Source organism: Affinundibacterium seohonense (genome assembly GCF_014284305.1).
Lineage (GTDB): Bacteria > Pseudomonadota > Gammaproteobacteria > Burkholderiales > Burkholderiaceae_D > Undibacterium > Undibacterium seohonense.
Genome location: NZ_JACOFW010000002.1, coordinates 277,788 through 297,203 on the forward strand (window position 1 = coordinate 277,788; position 19,416 = coordinate 297,203).

Sequence of the window (19,416 nt, forward strand, 5' to 3'; positions counted from 1 at the left end):
AAAATTTACGCATTTTTAACTATTGTGTGCCGGAATGTCGATCTTAAAACAAGTCCCTTCTCCTGGCACGCTGGTAAAACCGATCTGCGCAAAATGGCGGTCAATGACGGTTTTGACAAACACCATGCCCAAGCCTATGCCGTCATTTTTGATTTGTTCTGCGGATTTTCCATAGCCTAATCTTTGGAATCGTTGGAATAAGCGACTTTGATCAGAGCGGGCGATGCCATAGCCTTGATCTTGTATGCAACAGACAATGATGTCGTTCAGATTTTTTGTTTCGAACGCTAAAGTACAGGTGACGATGGTATCGGTAGGGCTATATTTGATCGCATTCGATAAGAGATTGGTCAGTACTCGCGTCATTAAGCTGCGATCCACCCGTACTGGATAATCGCCTTCAGGAATGTTGGTGACGAGCTGTATGCGTTTTGCTTTGGCGAGCGTCCACATTTCTTCGGTGGCATCGATCAAGATGTCTTGGAAATCCAATTCGCTGTAACGATATTCATTCGATTCGGCGTGCGCGAGTTGAACAAAACTATCTGCCAAACTCAGCGTGGTGTTGGATGCTTTTTCGATGCGGCTTAAGAAGTCCTCGTGAAGAATGGCTGTTTTAGTATTTTTCTGCAATTCGATTAAGGCCAAAATCGATGCCTGTGGTGCCCGCATATCGTGCGAAATGAAGTGCAGTGTCTCATCGCGACGGCGTTCTGCCTGACGAATGTCTGAAATATCAATGATGCTGATAATCCAACCGATCAAGACTTTTTTTCCTGAATAGCAAGGTGCACTTTTGATGATTAAATCCCGTCCTTTGGGGTCGAGAACTTCGACGCCTCTCATCAAAATATCGCTTTGTTTAAGATCCAGAATATGCCACCAGCTAAAGCTATCGCGTTCACTGGTGTAGACTGTGTGCGGGTGACTCATGTTGGAGAAAAGATATGGGACCAATGTGTCGATCACATGCGGCATTCCTATGCTTTTGAAATACTCGATAGCGCTGGGATTGGTGAGTACGACATTGCCATCGGTTGTGGTGACCATGGTAGCGTCGGGTAAGCTGGTTAAACTATCGGTAACGAACTGACGCAGATCTCGTACCCGCCTTGCTGCTGCTTGCATGGCGTTAATATGACGTTCTAATTTATCTTCAATGGCGCGTTTGATAGGCGCTTGACTGCCATTTGCCAATGTCATGTCAGGATTGAACTCTGGCAATAAATGTGGTTCTTGGTCGAGTAAGATGAATTCTTCACCCAAGAATCCGATTGCTGCTTCTAGTCTGCGCCAACTCCATAAAGGATAGGCGACTAGCAGCACCATGACGCTGCTGGCTGGTGGTAGCCAAAAACCAAAGTGGAGTAGGACCACGCTAGCGATCAGGGCACCAGAAATTAGGGTAATGACGGTAAGTAGCGCAACACGTGGCGAGAAAAATAGAAAGCTGAGTAAGGCAAGCAATACAGTGAGCAAGCTCGCGGCGGTGGTTTGCCATAGGCTAGCCTTGATGATAGAGCGGCCATCTAGCAAACTGGCGAGAATATTGGCGTTGATTTCGATGCCTGATAAGGCACCGTCATTGGAGGTCACTGGTGTAGGGAATGCATCGGCCATGCCTTGTGCGGTTGGGCCGACTAAAACGTATTTATCGCGAAAGAAGTCTGTGGGCACTTCACCACGAAGAACCGACACATAGGGAACGGAGCTGAAATGACCGCTACTTCCATAATAGGGAATGTGCATCTGAAAGTCGCGATGCCAGATGCCTTTTTCTGTTGTACTAGTAGCCTGATTCGCCACCGTGCCGGGAAAAGTTTTTAGGTCCGCAATCGCGAGAGGCTTAGCTTGCCCAATTGTATATAGAGCCAGCGCGAAATGTGGCCACCATTGTCCTTGTGTACCCTCACGCAAAAATACGCTGCGAGCGACACCATCGACGTCTAATTCAATATGAATATGTCCCAGAGCGTCAGCTTGATTGGCCAGCGCAGGAATAGGGGCAACTGCCTGTAAGCCAGCACCTGCGTTCATGGAAATTAAGGGTAATACGACCTTGCTGTTGTTCAGCGCCGACGCGAGTAATTGGTCGCCATCAGCGTTGGTAGTTTCGGTTGGCTGCCGTGCGGATTCTGCCTCAGAAAATAAGATATCCACGCCGATAGCGCGTGGTTTTGACAGATTGATTTGCTCAATCAGCTGGGCGTGGCGGGCTCGTGACCACGGCCATTTTCCTAACTCATTGAGGCTGAAATCATCAATCGCAACAATGATAATGTCTTCACGTGCCGGGTGACTTTGTGTGCGTAAAAGCTGGTCGTAAGCACTTTGGTCGAGGCGTTGTAGACTATCCGTTGTGATCAGGAGTGTCGCCAACCCCAATAAAAACAGTGCGAGCACCAGCCACTCACGCAAGGCAATCTGCTTGCCTTGAATAGATTCCTTGCGGGTGGTTTTTCGCTTGGTATTGAACATAAATTCTATCGATGCTGCTGGTGTCCAGTCACGCTTCCCGTAGGATTATTGTTTGTTGGGTTGCACTGCGCCACTGCCAGAATTAAGTGGTTCGCCGCTACTCGTGGTCCAGCGAAGGACGATGTCGAACTTTTGTGGTTTGGAAAAACTCCCGATAATGCGATCTGCGTCAGTGGCGCGCACACGGATGTAGTAAGTGCCAGCCTCTGGGCGTGGAATGGTTAAATTAGGCTGATCAAGTTCCTTACTCAGTAAGAGTTTTTTAAAGTCAGCATCTGAAGAGAGCTGCACTAAGAAACTTTGTCCCGGTTCGGCTGGCCAGGAGAAATTGATCTGGTTTTCGCCATTGTCGGCAAAGGTATTCATGCTCTGTGGTGGTAATACATTAAAACTCTGCACAGGTGAATAAGGACCTTGATCCACTACTCCATTTTTTTCGATGACGGAAGCGACTCTCCAGAAGTATTGATGAATGCCAAGCGCTCCAGTGGAGAACTCTGCCGCATCAATATTGGCTTGGTCAAGCACGATCTGTTTGAAAGTGGCATCGGTCGCGACTTGTAAATGATAAGACTTTGCTTCGCTTGATTGCGTCCATTTAAAATCGACATTCGTGGCACGGACTTTGTGTTTTGGATGCAGCAAAAATGGCGGTTCAGGACGCGCTTTTAAGGTGAAAGCTGTCGTAGAAGGAATGCCTTCTAACTGATTTTTATCGATGGCGGTGATACGAATAAAATATTGACCATCGCTTATGCCATCGAATTTAAAGCGTAGATCTTGCCCCATGTTTTCTGCGATGACGTTTTGCACATTGGCGTCTTTCGCGATTTGTGCGCGGTAAGAGATTGCGTTGGGCACCGGATTGATGGCGAATTGTAGGCTAGGGCGTTCCTGCAGTTGAAATCCATCAAGCAAACTTGGGGCGGGTAATAGATCGATAGCCTTACCGACGCCAGCGCTACTGACGATATTGCCTTGTCCCGCTGGTAGCACGATAGCATTGGGTTTTTCTTTGTTGCCGACGGCGACGCCGCCTTCCAAGACTTCATTGGCAATTCCATTGTCGTTCACGCCGACACGGAAATGTGTGCCGCGAACACCTGCGATAGCCAGTGGTGAACTAACTTCAAAGCGACCTTTATTGTTGTTCAATGGACTGACGCGCGACTCGACTCGGCCTTGTACTAACTTGATCAGCGTGCGCGGACTTTTGACATACTTCGTCATGCGTAATTTACTTAGGCTCACTTGGCTATTTGAAGGCACGGAGACCCGTGAATCATCTGGCAGGGCAAAGGTAACGAAGCTGTTTTTCTCAGTGTTGATTTGATTGCCTTCGTAGACGATGCTGCCTACCGCCAGATTGGTTTCAGTAGACCCGGCTTGAATCGCTTTCACATTACCCGCGAGAGCGACAACGGTGGCCTGACTGGCTTCTTCGACTAAGAGCTCGACGGGAATCAGGATGCCGTAGCCGATTGGGATGGCCCTATCATTGCCAATTTGATTTAATTTCCCTAATGCTTCCCAATTGTTCGTGCTCGCTGTAAATTGTTTAGCGATCGTGATCAAGGTGTCGCGTTCCTGTGCATAGTACGTAATCCCAGCGGCATCGATTTTAATGCTGCCCGGTGCACCTTTGAGTTTTTCCGCGGCGCTGCTTTGACCTAAGGCTAGGATAAGAAATAGTGCTAGTGAACAGATGAGTTTGAAGGTCATTGATGTACGGGTGTCGGATAAAGGTGAATGAAGCATGCGTCTCTCCTGCGAAAGGTGATCAGATTTAACCATGACTTGATAGATTGAATCCAGGCTTGAGCGGCCTTGAGGGAGCCAAGAGCGGGTGCAAAAGAAAGTGCCGACACTGGTATCGTAGCGGCACGCATTGCTTACTCTTTTGCGAGTTGTTCTAGGCGATAGCCATAGCTGTACACAGGCGCTAGTCGAAAGCCATTTTCTGGACGCAAATCGAGTTTGCTACGAACTCTGGAAATATGGGTATCCATGGTACGTGAAGGAATTTCGATGTCACGCGACCAGACGGCTTCTAAGATGTAGGCACGTGATAATGGACGTCCGAGATTTTGGAATAACAACAGCGCAAGATCGAATTCTTTTTGCGTTAGCTCGATGGCCTCGCCATTGAGTTTGGCACGACTGGCACGTACTTCAAATTCATAGCTGCCAAAGGTGATGATTTCGCTCGCAGTTTGGGTAGGATAAGCCCGGCGCAGTAAGGCGTTTACGCGTGCAATTAATTCCGCACGACGAATAGGTTTAATCATGTAATCATCAGCACCAGCCGCTAAGCCGGCAACGATATCATCTTCTCCAGAGCGGCTAGTCATAAACAAGACAGGCAGGGTGGCGGATAATTTTTCACGAACCCAGTGCAAAATTTCGGTACCGCTCAGATCGGGTACTTGCCAGTCGAGAATCAACAGATCATAGCTTTCACGATGCAGTTGATGCAACATGGCTTTGCCACTGGTAAATGGATGGCAAACGTGATTGGCCTCAGTCAAAGTGGCGACCGTCAGGTCGAGTAAATTCTGATCATCATCCAGTATGGCAATTCGCATAGATTCTTGGGTAAAAAAACTTGGTTACGATCGAAAACAAAAAAACTTGATGGGCATGATAAAAATCTGGCCCATCAGTTTGCTAATTATTTTTTTAATTACGTGATTCTGCATCGGGCAGAATCACATTCACATCCAACACTTCCAAATTGCCTTGTTTGTCTAAAGACACTTTAATGTCATCAGGATTTACCTTGGTGTATTTGGAAATCACTGCAATCAGCTCTTCACGTAACGCAGGTAAAAAATCATAACCTTCTCGGCCGCCATTGCGTTCGCGAGCGATGATGATCTGCAAGCGTTCTTTGGCCGCACTGGCGCTTTTTGGTTGAGATTTAAACAAAAAATCAAGCAAAGCCATGTTACTTACCTCCGAAAATACGTTGCAGCAAACCTGGCTTTTCGTAGTCAACGAAACGTAATGGTGGTTGCTCACCTAAGAAACGCGCCACCACATCGGTATACGCTTCTGAAACATCACTGCCTTTGACATGAATGGCTGGATTGCCATGATTGGAAGCATGTAAGACGGCTTCTGATTCTGGAATCACACCGATCAAGGGAATGCGTAGAATTTCTTGTACGTCTGTGTAAGACAGCATTTCGCCAGCATCGACACGTTTGGGAGAATAGCGAGTAATCAGCAAATGTTCTTTGACTGGTTCGCCACCGGCTTGGGCGCGTTTGGATTTGGCTTGGATAATGCCCAATATACGATCCGAGTCGCGCACGGAAGACACTTCTGGATTCGTGACGACAATCGCTTCATCTGCGAAAGTTAATGCCATTACCGCGCCACGTTCAATTCCGGCTGGTGAGTCGCAGACGATGTATTCAAAATCCATTTTGATCAAATCGTTCAAAACGCGTTCAACACCATCCTCAGTCAAGGCGTCTTTATCACGTGTTTGTGAAGCTGGCAGGATATAGAGATTGTCGCAATGTTTATCTTTAATCAGTGCTTGATTCAAAGTGGCTTCGCCACTGATGACATTGACCAGATCGTACACCACACGGCGTTCGCAGCCCATGATCAAATCGAGATTACGCAGACCAACGTCAAAATCGAGGACGGCTGTTTTATGTCCGCGCAGCGCTAGGCCGGACGCGAAACTCGCACTCGATGTGGTCTTGCCTACACCGCCTTTACCAGATGTCACAACGATGATTCTTGCCACAGGGTACTCCTTTGTTGAGCTAGAAAATAACTGAAATAATATGGATATATGAAGCTTAAATGACGTTCAAACTATACGAAAACTAAGCTGATTTAATAGATGATACTTCAATACTGTCACCCACTAGTTTGATTTGTACCGGGTGGTTCGCCGTTAGTTTGGGGAAGCCTGCATCAAAAGTTTGGTAGATCCCTGCGATGGAGACCAACTCCGCTTCCATGCTGGTGGTGTAAATACGTGCATTAGTATTTCCACGCGCTCCCGCTAAGGCACGGCCTCGCAATGGTGCATAGATATGAATACTGCCATCAGCGATGACTTCAGCGCCATTGTTGACCGATGCAGTAATAATCAAATCACAGCCTCGTGCATAAATACGCTGACCCGCGCGTACAGGGGTATCGACGATCATTGCCGGAATATGCTCAAGCGCGGCAGGCATTGCCTGAGGCATCGGTGCTACGGTTTCTGGTACTACTGGGGAGGTTAACGTTTCGCTTGCAGGCGAAATTTCCAAGTCTGTTGGTAACTCTGGCTTGACCTTATTAACGATGTCAATACTCAATCCATGAGCGCGAATTGCCGCATGTTGATCTTCGTTGGCGTTACGCACAGCAACTGCATTTAAGCCACATGCCTTGAATAACGTGATGAGCCCTATCCAGTCGATGGATTCAAAAGCAATATTTTCAACGTCAATAATGGCAAATTCATCGTCGAAAAAATCCGGTGTGCCACCGGTCATTTCTTTCAATGCGTTTTCCAAGGTGGCTATGTTTGCATCATTCAAAATGAGCGCAACTGCCACAACCGTGGATATTTTGATTTCTATGGGTTTGCGGGTCAGACTATTTTGCATAGTGCAGATCAATCAGAAATAAAAAAATGCCATAAAAAGTGGCTCATGATAAAAATTTTGATTGAGATACGACTTAAAGGCTTACGTGAAACCGCTTTATCATCATATTGATTGATTCGCAGAATTCATTTAGCTTAAGTCGTGTACTCATTCATAAAGGCGTGTCAAATTTGCTTTGTAAACCGATATATTCTTGAAAAAAATAGGGAAATTACGCGAAAAACCATAGAAATTTCATGAAGCCTCCATCCTACCAATTGATTGCCCACTTAGCAAAAAAACTGCGCACAAAATAGTACGAGGAAGTAGAAGAGTGTGCTGAAAGAGGGAAAACTATATAGTTAACACAAGAAAAAATGCATTAGTCTCCTCATTTTTTTATTTGTAATCAATCTAATTTCTCATTAAAGCAACTAAAAAAATAATTTTAAAAAAATATCCTGACCTATGGTTTTTAATTGATATGATCTTTCGATATTATTTCGCGTCGTCAAAAATTAAGGATTGGAAATTCATGTTTTTAAATAAAGTCAAAATTTTCTTGTCGTATGTTCTAGTGATGGCTGCCGGCTTAGTGATTGGCTATGCCGCGATTAATTTGCCAAGATGGCTGAAAGCGCCATACACCGAGGGGGATTATGCACAATATTTCCCGAATCCTGATACAAAAGTCATCGTATATGGCACGCAAAGCTGCCCGTTCTGTATTAAGACGCGAGATTTATTCTCGTCACAAAAAATTCAATTCGCAGATTTTGATATCGAAAAATTGGATAAGGCCAGACAAGAATTTCAGAAGTTAGGTGGTGAAGGTGTCCCGCTGATCATCATCGGCAATCGACGTATCGAGGGCTTTAATCAGGCACAGATTGAAGCCGCACTTGCGGCTCTGACTTTGCCAAAAGCTAAAAAATAGGGTCTGTGGTCATCGCGTATTTCACATCCATGCGCTAATTTCAAGATGGGGAATGATGCGGCGACATTCACTCATCGTTTGTTTTTGCTCTCGCTGTCATAAAAATTGATCGTTATATTGGAGACTTACAATGAAAAAGAAAATGGTTTTGTTTTTGTTGGCTTTAGGTATGGGAACTTCGATGGCATATGCAGCTGGTCCAAGTTACTCCTACTGCAAAGCAAAATGTGCCGCAGAATATAAGGCTTGCATTGCATCTGGTACGCCTAAAGCCGAGTGCGATGACAATCGCGTTTCTTGTATTCCGGATTGCATGCTCTGGTAGTATGGATCTGGAGTGAATTCGAAGGATGCAATAAATATTCGGTTTCCGTTTCCTTATAGAAATGCCATTCAAGATTAATTTGAATGGCATTTTTTATTGTCTTGTCAGTGATTAAAATGGCAATTCGCTTAGTTGATCCGTTTTACGTCGGCCAAGGCTGCGACGCCGACCATGGCTTTTCCTTGTGTCCATGTATGGTTGGCAATGAGTATGACGCCTTTCTTGCAAACGGCGGTCTGTTGCTTGACGTCTCTCTATTTGCGGCCACGTTTCATGCAGTTTGACCGGACCTTGCTGTTCTATCTCGGGTGAGTTCTTGGCCAAAGGACTGAGCATCCCTGAGAATTTTGCAAGTGAATTAAAAATTTGTGTGAGTGCCATCTACCCTCTCCTAAGTCCTGAATGCAATAGATTCTGAAGATACATGTCTAAGCAGGTTTTATGCCCACTATGCAACCCGAAAAAGAATTACATCAAATCTATCGATACGTTTTTAAGAGTATATGAAGAGCGGGTTTTCTTGTGTGTTAGCAAATGTTAACGATGTATAAATGGCGTGCTTCGCGAAGTCGGTACATCGTTTTACATGTAAAAAGACAGCTCGTTGTCGGCGAATTTCACATTAACCTTGAAGCGAAATCGGACGATATTGACTTCTGTTGTCATCAACTCGTCGTCCATCGGAGCGGCGACGGCCTTGCATTTTTCTGGTGTTGAGAAACGTCGCTTGCTGCTTTTCACGTCGTTCCAACGAACGCCGATCAGTCAACTTACGGCGATCGTCTATGGTTGGATTGGTTGGTGAACTCGTACTTTCCTTATCGTTACCGACGGTGTTGCGCACGTTATCGTTCCGAAGCGGGTCTGCAGCGGGTTGTTGATAATCAAAAATGCGAGTTAGTTGCAGCGGTAGCATGATTTCGAGCGGTTGGAGTAAAGCGATAGGGTAATAACGGTAATTTATTAGGAAAACTTTAGAAATATCCTTAAAAAACAATAGCTTGCATATCAGAAATATTTTTCTATTGGGTTTGGGCAATAAAAAACGGCATATCCTTGTGAAGACATGCCGTTTCGATTGGTTAAAATGCTACTAGTTATCGAGTGTCTGTACCGACTCCATGTGCCTGTTGGTCAGCATGGTAAGACGATCGAACCATCGCCCCAACAGCGGCATGGGCAAAGCCCATTTTGTAGGCCTCTTCTTCGAACATCTTGAATACGTCAGGATGCACGTAACGACGCACAGGTAAGTGGTGACCGCTTGGTGCTAAGTATTGACCAATGGTGAGCATGTCGACATTGTGAGCACGCATGTCGCGCATCACTTGCAGGATTTCTTCGTCTGTTTCACCTAGGCCAACCATGATGCCGGATTTGGTTGGGACATTCGGATGTTGTTCTTTGAAACGCTTTAACAAATTCAAAGAATATTCGTAGTCAGAACCTGGACGTGCTTCCTTGTAAAGGCGTGGTGCGGTTTCTAGATTGTGATTCATCACGTCTGGCGGTGCCATGTTGAGAATTTCTAAAGCGCGATCCATGCGGCCACGGAAATCTGGGGTCAGAATTTCGATGCGTGTCAATGGTGACAATTCGCGGATTTTAGTGATGCATTCAGCGAAGTGGGCCGCGCCGCCATCGCGTAAGTCGTCGCGATCAACCGAAGTGATGACCACATAACTTAAACGTAATTCAGCAATCGTCTTCGCTAAATTGAAAGGTTCATTAACATCGAGTGGATCTGGGCGGCCGTGACCAACGTCGCAGAATGGGCAACGACGTGTGCACTTGTCACCCATAATCATGAAAGTCGCGGTGCCTTTGCCGAAACATTCACCGATATTCGGACAAGTGGCTTCTTCGCAAACCGTTACCAATTTGTTGGCACGTAGAATGTCTTTGATTTCGTAGAAGCGTGTGGTTGGTGAACCCGCTTTAACGCGGATCCAGTCAGGTTTTGGTAAGCGTTCAGCTGGTACGATTTTGATAGGAATACGGGAAGTCTTGCTCGCACCCTTTTGTTTTTCTGTTGGGTCGTAATTGATGTTATCGGTGGCGAGTGTGGTGTTTTCTGTAGTCATAGCTCAATTCGTGGCTCATTCGGCGACGGTCAATAAATGTTGTAAACGTTGTGCTAACGCGGTTTGTACCTGTTCTAGAGGGACTTGTACTTGCAGCGTTCGCATGTCAATCGTGGCAAGTCCCTCATAGCCACAAGGATTAATCCAAGAAAATGGCTGTAAATCCATCGCCACGTTCAGAGATACACCGTGATAAGTACAGCCATTCGCGCGTACCTTTAATCCTAGTGCGGCAATTTTTGCACCTTGCCATTCACCTTGCTTCAGGTAAATCCCAGGTGCTCCGGCAATTCGTTCACCAGCAATATTATACGCTGCTAGGGTGTCGATCACCGCTTGTTCGATTTGATGGACGAATTCGCGAGCGAATAAACGCCCTTTAGTGTGACGACGTTTGAGATCGATCAAAAGATAAATCACGACTTGGCCGGGACCATGAAATGTCACTTCGCCACCACGATCGGTTTGAATCACGGGAATGTCATGCGGCGCCAACACGTGCGAATGATCTGCACCGAGGCCCAACGTAAACACGGGTGGGTGTTCTACGATCCACAATTCATCAGGTGTTTCGGCAGTGCGGGCATCAGTAAAGGCGCGCATTGCTGTGAAGCTTGATTGGTAGTCTTCTTGTCCACGCTGGCGGATGGTGATTGCCAGCGGATTCGTTGTTGTCTCAATCATGCTTGTTGCGCCAATCGTTTGACGGTGACGCGTTGAATGAAAAATTGACCATCGATCACTTTGCGAAATGGAATGCCATCCAACTCAAAACCCGGGCCACCTGTCGCAATCCATGACTGTGCTAGACGATCAAATGCCACGGGGTCTAAGCCCAGCATCGGTGCCGAAATAACAAAGCGGGCACCGACCTTTTGTTTGTCTACGATGGATTGTAATGCTTGCATAGCGATCAGGAATTTTTAAGAAGTATCGGTGCGATTGGTCAAAGCACAGTGTGGTCAAGCGATACTGAGCGCGAAACCTGTTGCGGTATTCTGATTCAGTAAATTGTGCGTGCTTTGTTTGTGCTTATAACACCATCTTCACCATAGGGTGCGCCGATAAATCGCGATACAAATTATCGAGTTGCTCGCGGTGAATCGCGCGTATGGTGACTGTCAACGCCAGATAATTGCCTTTGCTGGACGGACGCATTTCCAGTTTGCCCGCATGAAAGGTTGGATCGTGAATCATCACGACTTCGACGATCGTTTGAGCAAACGAGTCTTGCATCACACCCATCACTTTGATAGGGAAGTCACAAGGGTATTCAATAAGGCTGTCTTCGGGTTTGATTTCGTGCATGATAAAACTTTTTAAAAAGGCAAGCTGAGTGGGAGAATTAACAGGATTTACGCTAAATAGCGATGAAAATTGCGGTTTTACCTGTTTCTCATGCCTAAATGGGGACTTTTCCGCCAAAAACAATAGTTTGAACCCCTATCTGCCAGACTGCAAGTTTTGTTTAGACGATCAGATGTAAAACACTTGTGACTTTGAGCGCAGGCAGGCGGTCTTCTTTAACGGTCGCAGCTTGCGCACCTTAGGGCGGCAAATCTTGCCACTTTGTCGTTTGTGCTCGACTAGTTCAATATATAGGATGTTATTATTGTTGCACTGTTTTCTTTTGTAGGGAGATGCGATGGAACAGCCAAACAAAGTATTAGATTGGATAGCGCAGGGCCGAGTGAAAGTCGGCAGCGAAGTCGTTGCGCTGAACCTGGCAGGTATACAACCAGAAGCTGCCCAATGGCGCAGATTTATTGATCAGATGTTGCTATGGTGTGGCGCGATCGCGCTTGGCGCATCGTTGATTTTCTTTTTAGCTTACAACTGGCAAACGATGGGGCGATTTGCGAAATTTGGCTTAGCCGAAGCCGCTGTGCTCATTGCCTTGATGGCTTGCTGGAAGCTAGGCTTGGAGAATATCGCAGGTAAGGCGAGTTTGTTATTGGCCAGTCTTTTTACGGGAGGATTGTTGGCACTGGTCGGACAAACTTACCAAACAGGAGCCGATACTTACGAGTTGTTCCGCGCATGGGCGATTGCTTCTTTGGTATGGATGATGCTTGCCCAATTAAGCGCGATGTATCTATTTTGGTTGGGCTTAGTGAATCTGAGTGTACTTTTATATTTCCAGACTTTCGGCGGGTTTTTCGGTCTGGTATTTAGTTCAAGCAATCAACTTTGGGCAATGTTGATACTCAATGCAATCGCCTTAGCGGCTTGGGAATGGTTGCGTTGGCGTGGCGTGCAGCACTTGCAGGAGCGTTGGTCGGCGCGAGTGGTCGCGACGGTGGTCGGGGTGTTGGCGACGATATTAATGCTAGAAGCGATTTTTAGCGATGGTGATCGATATCGTCAAATAGGCTCGTCGGCAAATTTGCTTGCGATGATCAGTTACCTCGTATGGGCATCCCTTACTTTCTGGGTTTATCGGAGAAAAGTGAAAGACTTGTTTGTGTTGGCAGGATTGGTTTTGAGTTTAATTATTACGGTTAATGCCTGGTTAGCGCGCGAGGTATTAAGTCATAGCGATGCGGCTAGATTCTTGTTCGTGGGTTTGATGATTATCGGCTCTTCAGCTTTAGGCGGCATCTGGCTAAAGACCATGATGAAGGAGATGCAGTCATGAACACTTCAAAACCTCGGTCGCTGTCGCCATTGGCGCTTTGGACAAGCCTCTTGCAAGCAAACATAGTGGAAGGCGAGATGCCCGCACCTGATCCTGTGCACAGTATCAGCCAGCCTTGGTATATTCGAGTCATGCTAGGCTTTTCTGGTTGGCTAGGCGCTTTATTTTTGATGGGCTTTGTCGGCATATTATTCAGCCTCGCTAAAGATCATGGCATCGTTACGGTTTGTATCGGCGCTGGGCTTTGCACGCTTGCTTATCTGTTGTTCCGCTTACCTGGAAATAATGATTTCTTGTTGCAGTTTGCGTTGGCGGTGAGCCTGGCTGGGCAAGGATTTTTTGTATTTGGTTTGTTTCAGGAATTGCGTAGTGATGGTGCTGAAGTCTATTTGGTGATCTTCGTATTTGAAGTGTTTTTGACTGTCTATGTGTCGAACTGGATTCATCGTTTTTTGACGACATTAGGTGCGGTATTCTCAGCCTATTTTTTCTTCCAACAATCCGCGATGTTTGGGGTGATACATGGCTTGGTCGCATTGGCAGTTTGTGGCTTGTGGTGGTCGCCGATTTTATTGCGTAAGCCAGAGTTACTTCGTCCAGTGGCTTATGCTTTAGGGTTTGCCCTGTTATGTACAGAAGGTGGACGTTTTATCAGCCGATTGGCATTTGATCCCAACCACGGATGGTGGCTGTTACATGGGTGGCGCGTCGGTACTAGCTTAGTAAATTTAGCGCTGCTAGCTTCCACTGTCATTGTTATTCAAAGACAGCATTTCGCTTTGAACTCCTTACCCGCAATAGTAGGATTATTGGCCGCAATTATTTTATGTGGATTTTCTTATGTGGCTCCTGGTTTAAGCAGCGCGCTACTGTTGATTCTGATTGCGTATAGTTTTTCTGATCGAGTTTTGCTCGGTGTCGGTTTATTCGCACTATTAAGTTTTGTGTCGCACTACTATTATCAACTACAGGTGAGCTTGTTATACAAATCGATCGTCTTGATGAGTTTGGGATTGTTGTTGCTGGCAACGCGTTTCGTCCTTTGTAGGCTTTTTCCAGAGGCTCTTTCGGCGACAAACAATGTGGAGAAGGAGTCCGCGTATGATTAAGACTACATTTAGTCTGAGCAGCAAAATCAGAGTCTGGTTGGCAATTTTGTCTGGGATCTTGATTTTAGTCGCCGTCAATATATCGATTTATCAACGTGAACAATTGCTTCAACATGGCCGTTTTGTCTTGCTTGAATTAGCACCGGTAGATCCACGCTCCTTGATGCAGGGCGATTATATGGCGCTACGTTTTCAAGTGGCGAATCAGGCTTTCCCCAATTTTCAATGGGGAAACCAGCGCGCGATTGATGGGGTAAAAGCAAATATCCCTGACGGGGCTTTAGTTGTAAATATTGATCAGAATCAGGTCGCGCATTTTCAAAGGATAGCAAAGCCCGGTGAAGTACTTGCACCAAATGAACTCTTGATGCGCTACCGGATACGCAATTCCCAAATCAAGTTTGCGACGAATGCTTTTTTCTTTGAAGAAGGACAAGCCCATCTTTACGATAAAGCGCGTTACGGCGGTTTTCGTGTCGCTGGCAATGGGGACATGTTGCTAAGCTCCATGCACTCTGCTGATTACATGCTTTTGCAAAAGCAAGCTGAACGATAAAAATAGACAGTCACGACTTTGGTATGAAGCGAAAACCTAGCGGCAAATTCTTGTATGATGGCGTAGATTTTACTTGAGGAAAAATGATGCCTAAAAATTTGCAAAGACAATGGTGGTTTATGTTCCCCATCACATTTATCTCTGGATATGGCGCTTATTTGTTGGTGAGCGCAGCCGGAATTGGAGGGTTGGAGACCTTGGCACAAATGCTGGTGTTCGCATTGTGTTTCGCAGCACTGCGTACGGGTTTGCAGTTTATTTCATGGCTGGGGATTGTGGCATTTATGCCTAAGTTGGCAAAGTCGGTGTTGGATCAGGAAGCGGCGTCTAAATAAGCGCTAAGTAAGCACTAGGGAAGCAATGAGAAGAAAAAGCCCGCAATTACTTGATGTAATCGCGGGCTTTTGATTTTTTTCGTCGTCGAAAATTATTTAAACAAGAGACGAATAGAATCCCAGGCACGTCCAAAAATACTGGCTTGACGTACATCTTCTAAAGCTAAAACGGGAAACTCAGCAACGGACTTTCCATCTAACATCATCTTCATGGTTCCAACACGGCTGTTCAGAGCAATAGGCGCAACTAGTGGGTCTTTACGTTCTAAGGCGGGTTTTAATCTGGCAGCGCTGCCTTTTGGTAAAGTGACATACAGATCTTGGTTAAAACCGACCTTGATTTTACCTTGACTGCCTTTCCAGACATCCAGAGTTTCTATCGCTTGCGCCTTGTCATACAGTTTGACTGTGTCAAAATTTAAGTATCCCCAGTTGAGCAATTTTAAACTTTCCTGCGCCCGGATTTGATCGCTTTTTGTCCCAGTGACGACTGAAATTAAACGCCGTTGACCAGTACCATTCGGACGAATCGCAGAAGAAATTAAGCAATAACCAGCCGCTTCCGTATGTCCGGTTTTCATACCGTCTACAGTTGGATCTAACCACAACAAACGGTTGCGATTTGCTTGGGTGATTTTGTTATAGGTGAAGCTCTTCGTTGAGTAGTAAGTTTTGTAATATTCTGGGTGATCGGTGATCAAGCGTGACGCAAGGATTGCTAAATCAAACGCTGTAGAAAAATTATCTGGACTAGGTAAGCCGTGTGAATTGGCGTAGCGCGTTGCTTTCATGCCGAGGCGGGCGGCTTCGCGATTCATCTGTACCACGAAGGCATCTTCACTGCCAGCCACCGCTTCAGCCAAGGCCACAGAAGCATCATTGCCGGATTGAACAATCAAGCCAAATAAGAGATCGCCAATGTTAACGGGCGTCGCTGGATCGATAAACATTTTTGAGCTGCTTGCATCGACTTTCCAAGCACGTGTGGAGACTGTGATTTGTTGATTCAAATCTAAGCGCTTCTCTTTCAATGCATTGAACACCAAATACGCGGTCATAATTTTGGTCAGCGATGCTGGTTCAATCTGCAAAGTCGCATTGTCAGAATTGATGACTTGATTGCTGGTCGCATCTAACAATACCCAGGATTTAGCATCCACCAGTGGTTTAGGTAGCGTTTGTGCTTGAGCGGTGCCACTGCATGCTGCGACAACGACTATGAGCGAGGAAAACAGAGAAGACAAGAATTTTTTCATTGGATGTAAAACAAAAATAAAAGTTAAAAACAAAAAAGTCGTAGAAAAAGTGGCGCGGTCTACGTCCACAAATCGCTGATAATTTTTTTAATATGGGGCAAGCGACGATGGAAGAAATGATCGGCACCAGGAATCACCACCACCGGAATGTCTTGCGGACGGAGCCAGTCAAACACAGCTTGTAGTGGAATCGTATCGTCTAGTTCGCCGTGGATTAAAATCGTGTCGGCTGGAATATCTGGCATCGCCCATTTACCCGCAGCAGCCCCCACAAGAACCAGTCTTTGCACAGGAATACCAGCGGTGGACAGGCGTTGGTGCAAGCGTGATTGCACGAAAGTACCAAAAGAAAATCCACTTAGTACCAAGGGCAGATCAGGATAACGTTGGCGCATGTGTTGCAACAGCGTTTCCATATCGTCAGTTTCACCGATACCGGCATCGTGTACGCCTTCAGATTGCCCGACACCACGAAAATTCATACGTACCGTGACATACCCGAGCGAGACAAACGTGCGCGCCAGTGTTTGCGCAACTTTGTTTTCCATCGTGCCACCAAATAGCGGATGCGGATGCGCTACGAGCGCTAAACCAGTTGGTGCGGGAAACAAATCAGGATCAGGATGATTCACTGCGCATTGGAGTTGCCCAGCATTGCCAGGAATAAGAAATTGTTCGGTGTGAATATTCATGGGTCTTTATACTTTGAGACGTTCGACCACGCCACCACCAATCAGATCGACATCAATAATTTCATCGATGTCGCTTTGATCAACATAGGTGTACCAAGTACCTTGAGGATAGACCACCAACACTGGGCCTTGTTCACAACGATCAAGGCAGCCTGCTTTATTGATGCGAATTTTGCCGGCTCCATTCATATCAAGTTGCTTGATGCGACGCTTAGCATGTTCTTGCGCGGCTTGCGCGCCACTTTTGGCGCAACACTGACGGCCATCGTCACGGTCGTTCAGACAGAAGAAGACGTGTTTTTGAAAATGTAGAGTGTCAGACATGAGATTTTTTCATTTATGCGAATTAAGCTAAGGCAGCTAGTTTCGCGTGGTAGATGAACGGAAGCCGCTATGATACATCGAATTGAAATAGCGAATGCTTGGGAAAAGCCTAAGCCGCTTGAAGGCCACTGGCAAAAGCATGCGATTTTTGAAAGCCGACGATTGTGGATGCCAAACGCGGCGCAAGACGGAGGAATTGAGCATACCATTTCTCGTCAAATATAATGTGTTCAAGTCGTTCGTGTAATGTGATTGGCTCGTTGATGTTTCAGTAAATACCAAATCGCAAGGAAAGGCCAAGTGACAGACAGAAATTGTGCCGCGCCGTAAAAATTCAACATTTTCCCTTGCACCATGGTTTGTAAGGTGTTTAAAAAATAGGGGTTGCTAGGGATTAAATTCACCATCAGTAGACTGATGCACAATAACAGCACCGCAAGTCGTCGTTGTGCGTGACTGGGGGCAAAGGAGAACCCATATAGCATGATCGTGCTGATTAGGATACCCCCCTTAGCACCTGGTGCTAGCCAAAGAAATGCATTTTCGGGCTGAAACATTAACGCACTCGATAAAGCCTTGACTGCGAGAGCAGCGATCAATAATAAACAAGCGAGCGCGAATTTTGGCGCATGTCGATTGAGTAAAGACAGACAAATCAAAATGGCTCCCGTGCAGGCACAGGCAGTAATAATGGTTTCCGACAATAAATAGGTTTCGGGACTCAACTCGATGCCATGACGGAGATAGGCACTGAGGTCAATGGTGACATCTAAATATTCTTCGCACCATAGCGAGATGATGGGCAAAATTTGGCCGTGTCCAAATAAGAAGGCCTGCGGAAAAATTTGGGCGAGTGGCCATAAACCTAGTACCACCAACTCAGGCGAGGATTCGCGTTGTAGCCATTGCGCGCGTAAAGATTGTAGGCGGCCATTTTCTAAAACATACGGCACTAGCAGAACACCACACAAAGCACCTAAGATGCCGCCCGCTGCATTGGTCAGTAAATCGAGTAGTGATGTGACACGGTTGGGCAAGAAATACTGGATACTTTCCATTAATAAGCTCATGCCAGCGACACACAGACAGGCGAGTAAGAAAGACCAGCGTAATTTCAGTAGTGGATAGAGCGAAAATACGAGCAGGACGCCAAAAGGAATATAGCCAATGACATTGACGATGGCGTCGAATTGCGACCAATAGCGTGGCCATTGCGAGATCTGTGCTGAGAAGGCCGCAAGGTTTTCGAATTGCCAATCGGAAAATGGATATAAACTCGCATAGACGATCAAGACCGCGTAGGCCACTAGGCTAGCGCGGGAGAGTGGTGATGCAGTCAGGTCTGGCTTTGATGTCATGCGATTGTTGACGTATTTTTAGGTTGTGCGCTAAAAGTGAAATTGGGTGAGAACTTTTCTTATTTCACTTGAGTCTGCAACCACCCAATAAGTTCCGTAATCGCCATATCTGTTGCTAGTGGCATCGCTTTCGCTCCACCTTTCGCGTCGGCGCTGTCACACTTTGCTTGCGCCTGAAAAATTCTTTGTGCAAGCAATTGATTCTGATTGATCAAGCTGGCGCGCCAGCGCAGTTGTACCTGACTCTGATTAGTACTAGTAAAGTGCTGCGCGAATTCTTCGAGTTCTAGCCTAAGAATCGGTAAATTTTTAACGCCATCGCTCGTAGCCAATACCGTGCCACCTTGCTGATTGATTTGCGTCTTAATTCTTTGTTTGAGTAACTGAGCCGGCGGCATGCTCCAACGACTTTGAGCGTATGGGCGTAATTCTTGACTGTTGTCATATTGCAGTCGGTACAGCATAGCCGTCCCCTCTAAACTACTTGGCACTTGTATTTCGGCCAGCAAAATATTGAGCTTGGGATTGACCTTTGTAGTTGATAGCTTGGTGTCGGACTCGACTGCAATGCCGCCAAAATCAAACTGTTGGCGCACCGTAGGACTGGCGCACGCAAATAAAAGACTTGCGAGTGCGATTATGATTGTCAGGCGAGGCCGCAAAATGGTGGAGTCGTAGTGAGTATTCATAAGTGTCATTGTTACCAAAGCGAATTGATTGGGA

Annotated in this window: 24 protein-coding genes; 8 read left to right on the top strand and 16 right to left on the bottom strand. The window is 46.3% G+C overall.

What is annotated here, in order from left to right:
* Positions 1 to 15: 15 nt before the first annotated feature.
* The 6 genes from H8K52_RS03245 to minC all read right to left on the bottom strand — a co-directional run bounded on the left by H8K52_RS03245 (position 16) and on the right by minC (position 7,100).
* The gene (locus H8K52_RS03245) at positions 16 to 2,478 is read right to left on the bottom strand and encodes a CHASE2 domain-containing protein (protein WP_186921379.1); all 2,463 of its coding nucleotides are present in this window, start codon (positions 2,476 to 2,478) and stop codon (positions 16 to 18) included.
* Positions 2,479 to 2,523: 45 nt separating this feature from the next.
* The gene (locus tag H8K52_RS03250) at positions 2,524 to 4,236 is read right to left on the bottom strand and encodes a FecR domain-containing protein (RefSeq protein WP_186921381.1); all 1,713 of its coding nucleotides are present in this window, start codon (positions 4,234 to 4,236) and stop codon (positions 2,524 to 2,526) included.
* A 134-nt stretch (positions 4,237 to 4,370) separates the two neighbouring features.
* Entirely contained in the window at positions 4,371 to 5,063 is a 693-nt protein-coding gene (locus H8K52_RS03255) for a response regulator transcription factor (RefSeq protein WP_186921383.1), read from the bottom strand.
* A 94-nt stretch (positions 5,064 to 5,157) separates the two neighbouring features.
* Positions 5,158 to 5,424 carry a cell division topological specificity factor MinE gene (gene minE, locus H8K52_RS03260; RefSeq protein WP_186921385.1) on the bottom strand — a complete coding sequence of 89 codons (267 nt, stop codon included), beginning with the start codon at positions 5,422 to 5,424 and terminating at the stop codon, positions 5,158 to 5,160.
* Between the two features lies 1 nt (position 5,425).
* A complete protein-coding gene (gene minD, locus H8K52_RS03265; RefSeq protein ID WP_186921387.1) occupies positions 5,426 to 6,241 on the bottom strand; it encodes a septum site-determining protein MinD in 816 nt (271 codons plus the stop codon).
* A gap of 82 nt (positions 6,242 to 6,323) precedes the next feature.
* Entirely contained in the window at positions 6,324 to 7,100 is a 777-nt protein-coding gene (minC, locus tag H8K52_RS03270) for a septum site-determining protein MinC (protein ID WP_186921389.1), read from the bottom strand.
* A gap of 514 nt (positions 7,101 to 7,614) precedes the next feature.
* On the opposite strand from minC, the gene H8K52_RS03275 reads away from it, so the two are divergent.
* The 3 genes from H8K52_RS03275 (at position 7,615) to H8K52_RS03285 (ending at position 8,625) form a co-directional block, all read left to right on the top strand.
* The gene (locus tag H8K52_RS03275; RefSeq protein ID WP_186921391.1) at positions 7,615 to 8,016 is read left to right on the top strand and encodes a glutaredoxin family protein; all 402 of its coding nucleotides are present in this window, start codon (positions 7,615 to 7,617) and stop codon (positions 8,014 to 8,016) included.
* Between the two features lie 130 nt (positions 8,017 to 8,146).
* Positions 8,147 to 8,341 (top strand): hypothetical protein, encoded by a 195-nt coding sequence (locus H8K52_RS03280; RefSeq protein ID WP_186921393.1) that lies wholly within the window; start codon positions 8,147 to 8,149, stop codon positions 8,339 to 8,341.
* Between the two features lie 83 nt (positions 8,342 to 8,424).
* On the top strand, positions 8,425 to 8,625 hold the full coding sequence (locus H8K52_RS03285) for a hypothetical protein (RefSeq protein ID WP_186921395.1): 201 nt from the start codon (positions 8,425 to 8,427) through the stop codon (positions 8,623 to 8,625).
* A gap of 338 nt (positions 8,626 to 8,963) precedes the next feature.
* Here H8K52_RS03285 and H8K52_RS03290 read toward each other — a convergent pair whose 3' ends face one another.
* From H8K52_RS03290 to H8K52_RS03310, 5 genes are all read right to left on the bottom strand, one after another.
* Positions 8,964 to 9,257, bottom strand: coding sequence for a hypothetical protein (locus H8K52_RS03290; protein ID WP_186921397.1), 294 nt, complete (start codon positions 9,255 to 9,257; stop codon positions 8,964 to 8,966).
* Between the two features lie 181 nt (positions 9,258 to 9,438).
* Positions 9,439 to 10,425, bottom strand: a complete 987-nt coding sequence (gene lipA / locus H8K52_RS03295) for a lipoyl synthase (protein WP_186921399.1) — start codon at positions 10,423 to 10,425, stop codon at positions 9,439 to 9,441.
* Positions 10,426 to 10,440: 15 nt separating this feature from the next.
* Positions 10,441 to 11,109 (bottom strand): lipoyl(octanoyl) transferase LipB, encoded by a 669-nt coding sequence (lipB, locus tag H8K52_RS03300; protein ID WP_186921400.1) that lies wholly within the window; start codon positions 11,107 to 11,109, stop codon positions 10,441 to 10,443.
* Positions 11,106 to 11,333 carry a hypothetical protein gene (locus tag H8K52_RS03305; RefSeq protein WP_186921402.1) on the bottom strand — a complete coding sequence of 76 codons (228 nt, stop codon included), beginning with the start codon at positions 11,331 to 11,333 and terminating at the stop codon, positions 11,106 to 11,108. The genes lipB and H8K52_RS03305 overlap by 4 nt, the downstream gene beginning before the upstream one ends.
* A 124-nt stretch (positions 11,334 to 11,457) precedes the next feature.
* Positions 11,458 to 11,733, bottom strand: coding sequence for an HP0495 family protein (locus H8K52_RS03310; RefSeq protein ID WP_186892673.1), 276 nt, complete (start codon positions 11,731 to 11,733; stop codon positions 11,458 to 11,460).
* A 337-nt stretch (positions 11,734 to 12,070) separates the two neighbouring features.
* On the opposite strand from H8K52_RS03310, the gene H8K52_RS03315 reads away from it, so the two are divergent.
* The 4 genes from H8K52_RS03315 (at position 12,071) to H8K52_RS03330 (ending at position 15,063) form a co-directional block, all read left to right on the top strand.
* Positions 12,071 to 13,063, top strand: a complete 993-nt coding sequence (locus tag H8K52_RS03315) for a DUF2157 domain-containing protein (RefSeq protein WP_186921404.1) — start codon at positions 12,071 to 12,073, stop codon at positions 13,061 to 13,063.
* Complete coding sequence (locus H8K52_RS03320; protein ID WP_186921406.1) at positions 13,060 to 14,172, top strand: DUF4401 domain-containing protein; 1,113 nt, start codon at positions 13,060 to 13,062, stop codon at positions 14,170 to 14,172. Before H8K52_RS03315 ends, H8K52_RS03320 begins: the two co-directional genes overlap by 4 nt.
* Positions 14,165 to 14,728 (top strand): GDYXXLXY domain-containing protein, encoded by a 564-nt coding sequence (locus H8K52_RS03325; RefSeq protein WP_222613660.1) that lies wholly within the window; start codon positions 14,165 to 14,167, stop codon positions 14,726 to 14,728. The genes H8K52_RS03320 and H8K52_RS03325 overlap by 8 nt, the downstream gene beginning before the upstream one ends.
* Before the next feature lie 86 nt (positions 14,729 to 14,814).
* A complete protein-coding gene (locus H8K52_RS03330) occupies positions 14,815 to 15,063 on the top strand; it encodes a hypothetical protein (protein WP_186921408.1) in 249 nt (82 codons plus the stop codon).
* Positions 15,064 to 15,155: 92 nt separating this feature from the next.
* Here H8K52_RS03330 and H8K52_RS03335 read toward each other — a convergent pair whose 3' ends face one another.
* The 3 genes from H8K52_RS03335 to H8K52_RS03345 are packed head-to-tail and all read right to left on the bottom strand — an operon-like array spanning position 15,156 to position 17,335.
* Positions 15,156 to 16,319 (bottom strand): D-alanyl-D-alanine carboxypeptidase family protein, encoded by a 1,164-nt coding sequence (locus tag H8K52_RS03335; RefSeq protein ID WP_186921410.1) that lies wholly within the window; start codon positions 16,317 to 16,319, stop codon positions 15,156 to 15,158.
* Between the two features lie 59 nt (positions 16,320 to 16,378).
* On the bottom strand, positions 16,379 to 17,011 hold the full coding sequence (locus tag H8K52_RS03340; protein WP_186921412.1) for an alpha/beta hydrolase: 633 nt from the start codon (positions 17,009 to 17,011) through the stop codon (positions 16,379 to 16,381).
* A gap of 6 nt (positions 17,012 to 17,017) precedes the next feature.
* Positions 17,018 to 17,335 (bottom strand): (2Fe-2S) ferredoxin domain-containing protein, encoded by a 318-nt coding sequence (locus H8K52_RS03345; protein ID WP_186921414.1) that lies wholly within the window; start codon positions 17,333 to 17,335, stop codon positions 17,018 to 17,020.
* Positions 17,336 to 17,404: 69 nt separating this feature from the next.
* Between H8K52_RS03345 and H8K52_RS03350 the strand changes: the two genes are divergently transcribed.
* Positions 17,405 to 17,560 carry a hypothetical protein gene (locus H8K52_RS03350; protein ID WP_186921416.1) on the top strand — a complete coding sequence of 52 codons (156 nt, stop codon included), beginning with the start codon at positions 17,405 to 17,407 and terminating at the stop codon, positions 17,558 to 17,560.
* Between the two features lie 5 nt (positions 17,561 to 17,565).
* Here the strand turns inward: H8K52_RS03350 and H8K52_RS03355 are convergent, their stop codons facing one another.
* Entirely contained in the window at positions 17,566 to 18,693 is a 1,128-nt protein-coding gene (locus H8K52_RS03355) for a VanZ family protein (RefSeq protein WP_186921418.1), read from the bottom strand.
* Positions 18,694 to 18,752: 59 nt separating this feature from the next.
* A complete protein-coding gene (locus tag H8K52_RS03360) occupies positions 18,753 to 19,382 on the bottom strand; it encodes an ABC-type transport auxiliary lipoprotein family protein (RefSeq protein ID WP_186921420.1) in 630 nt (209 codons plus the stop codon).
* Positions 19,383 to 19,416 lie beyond the last annotated feature (34 nt).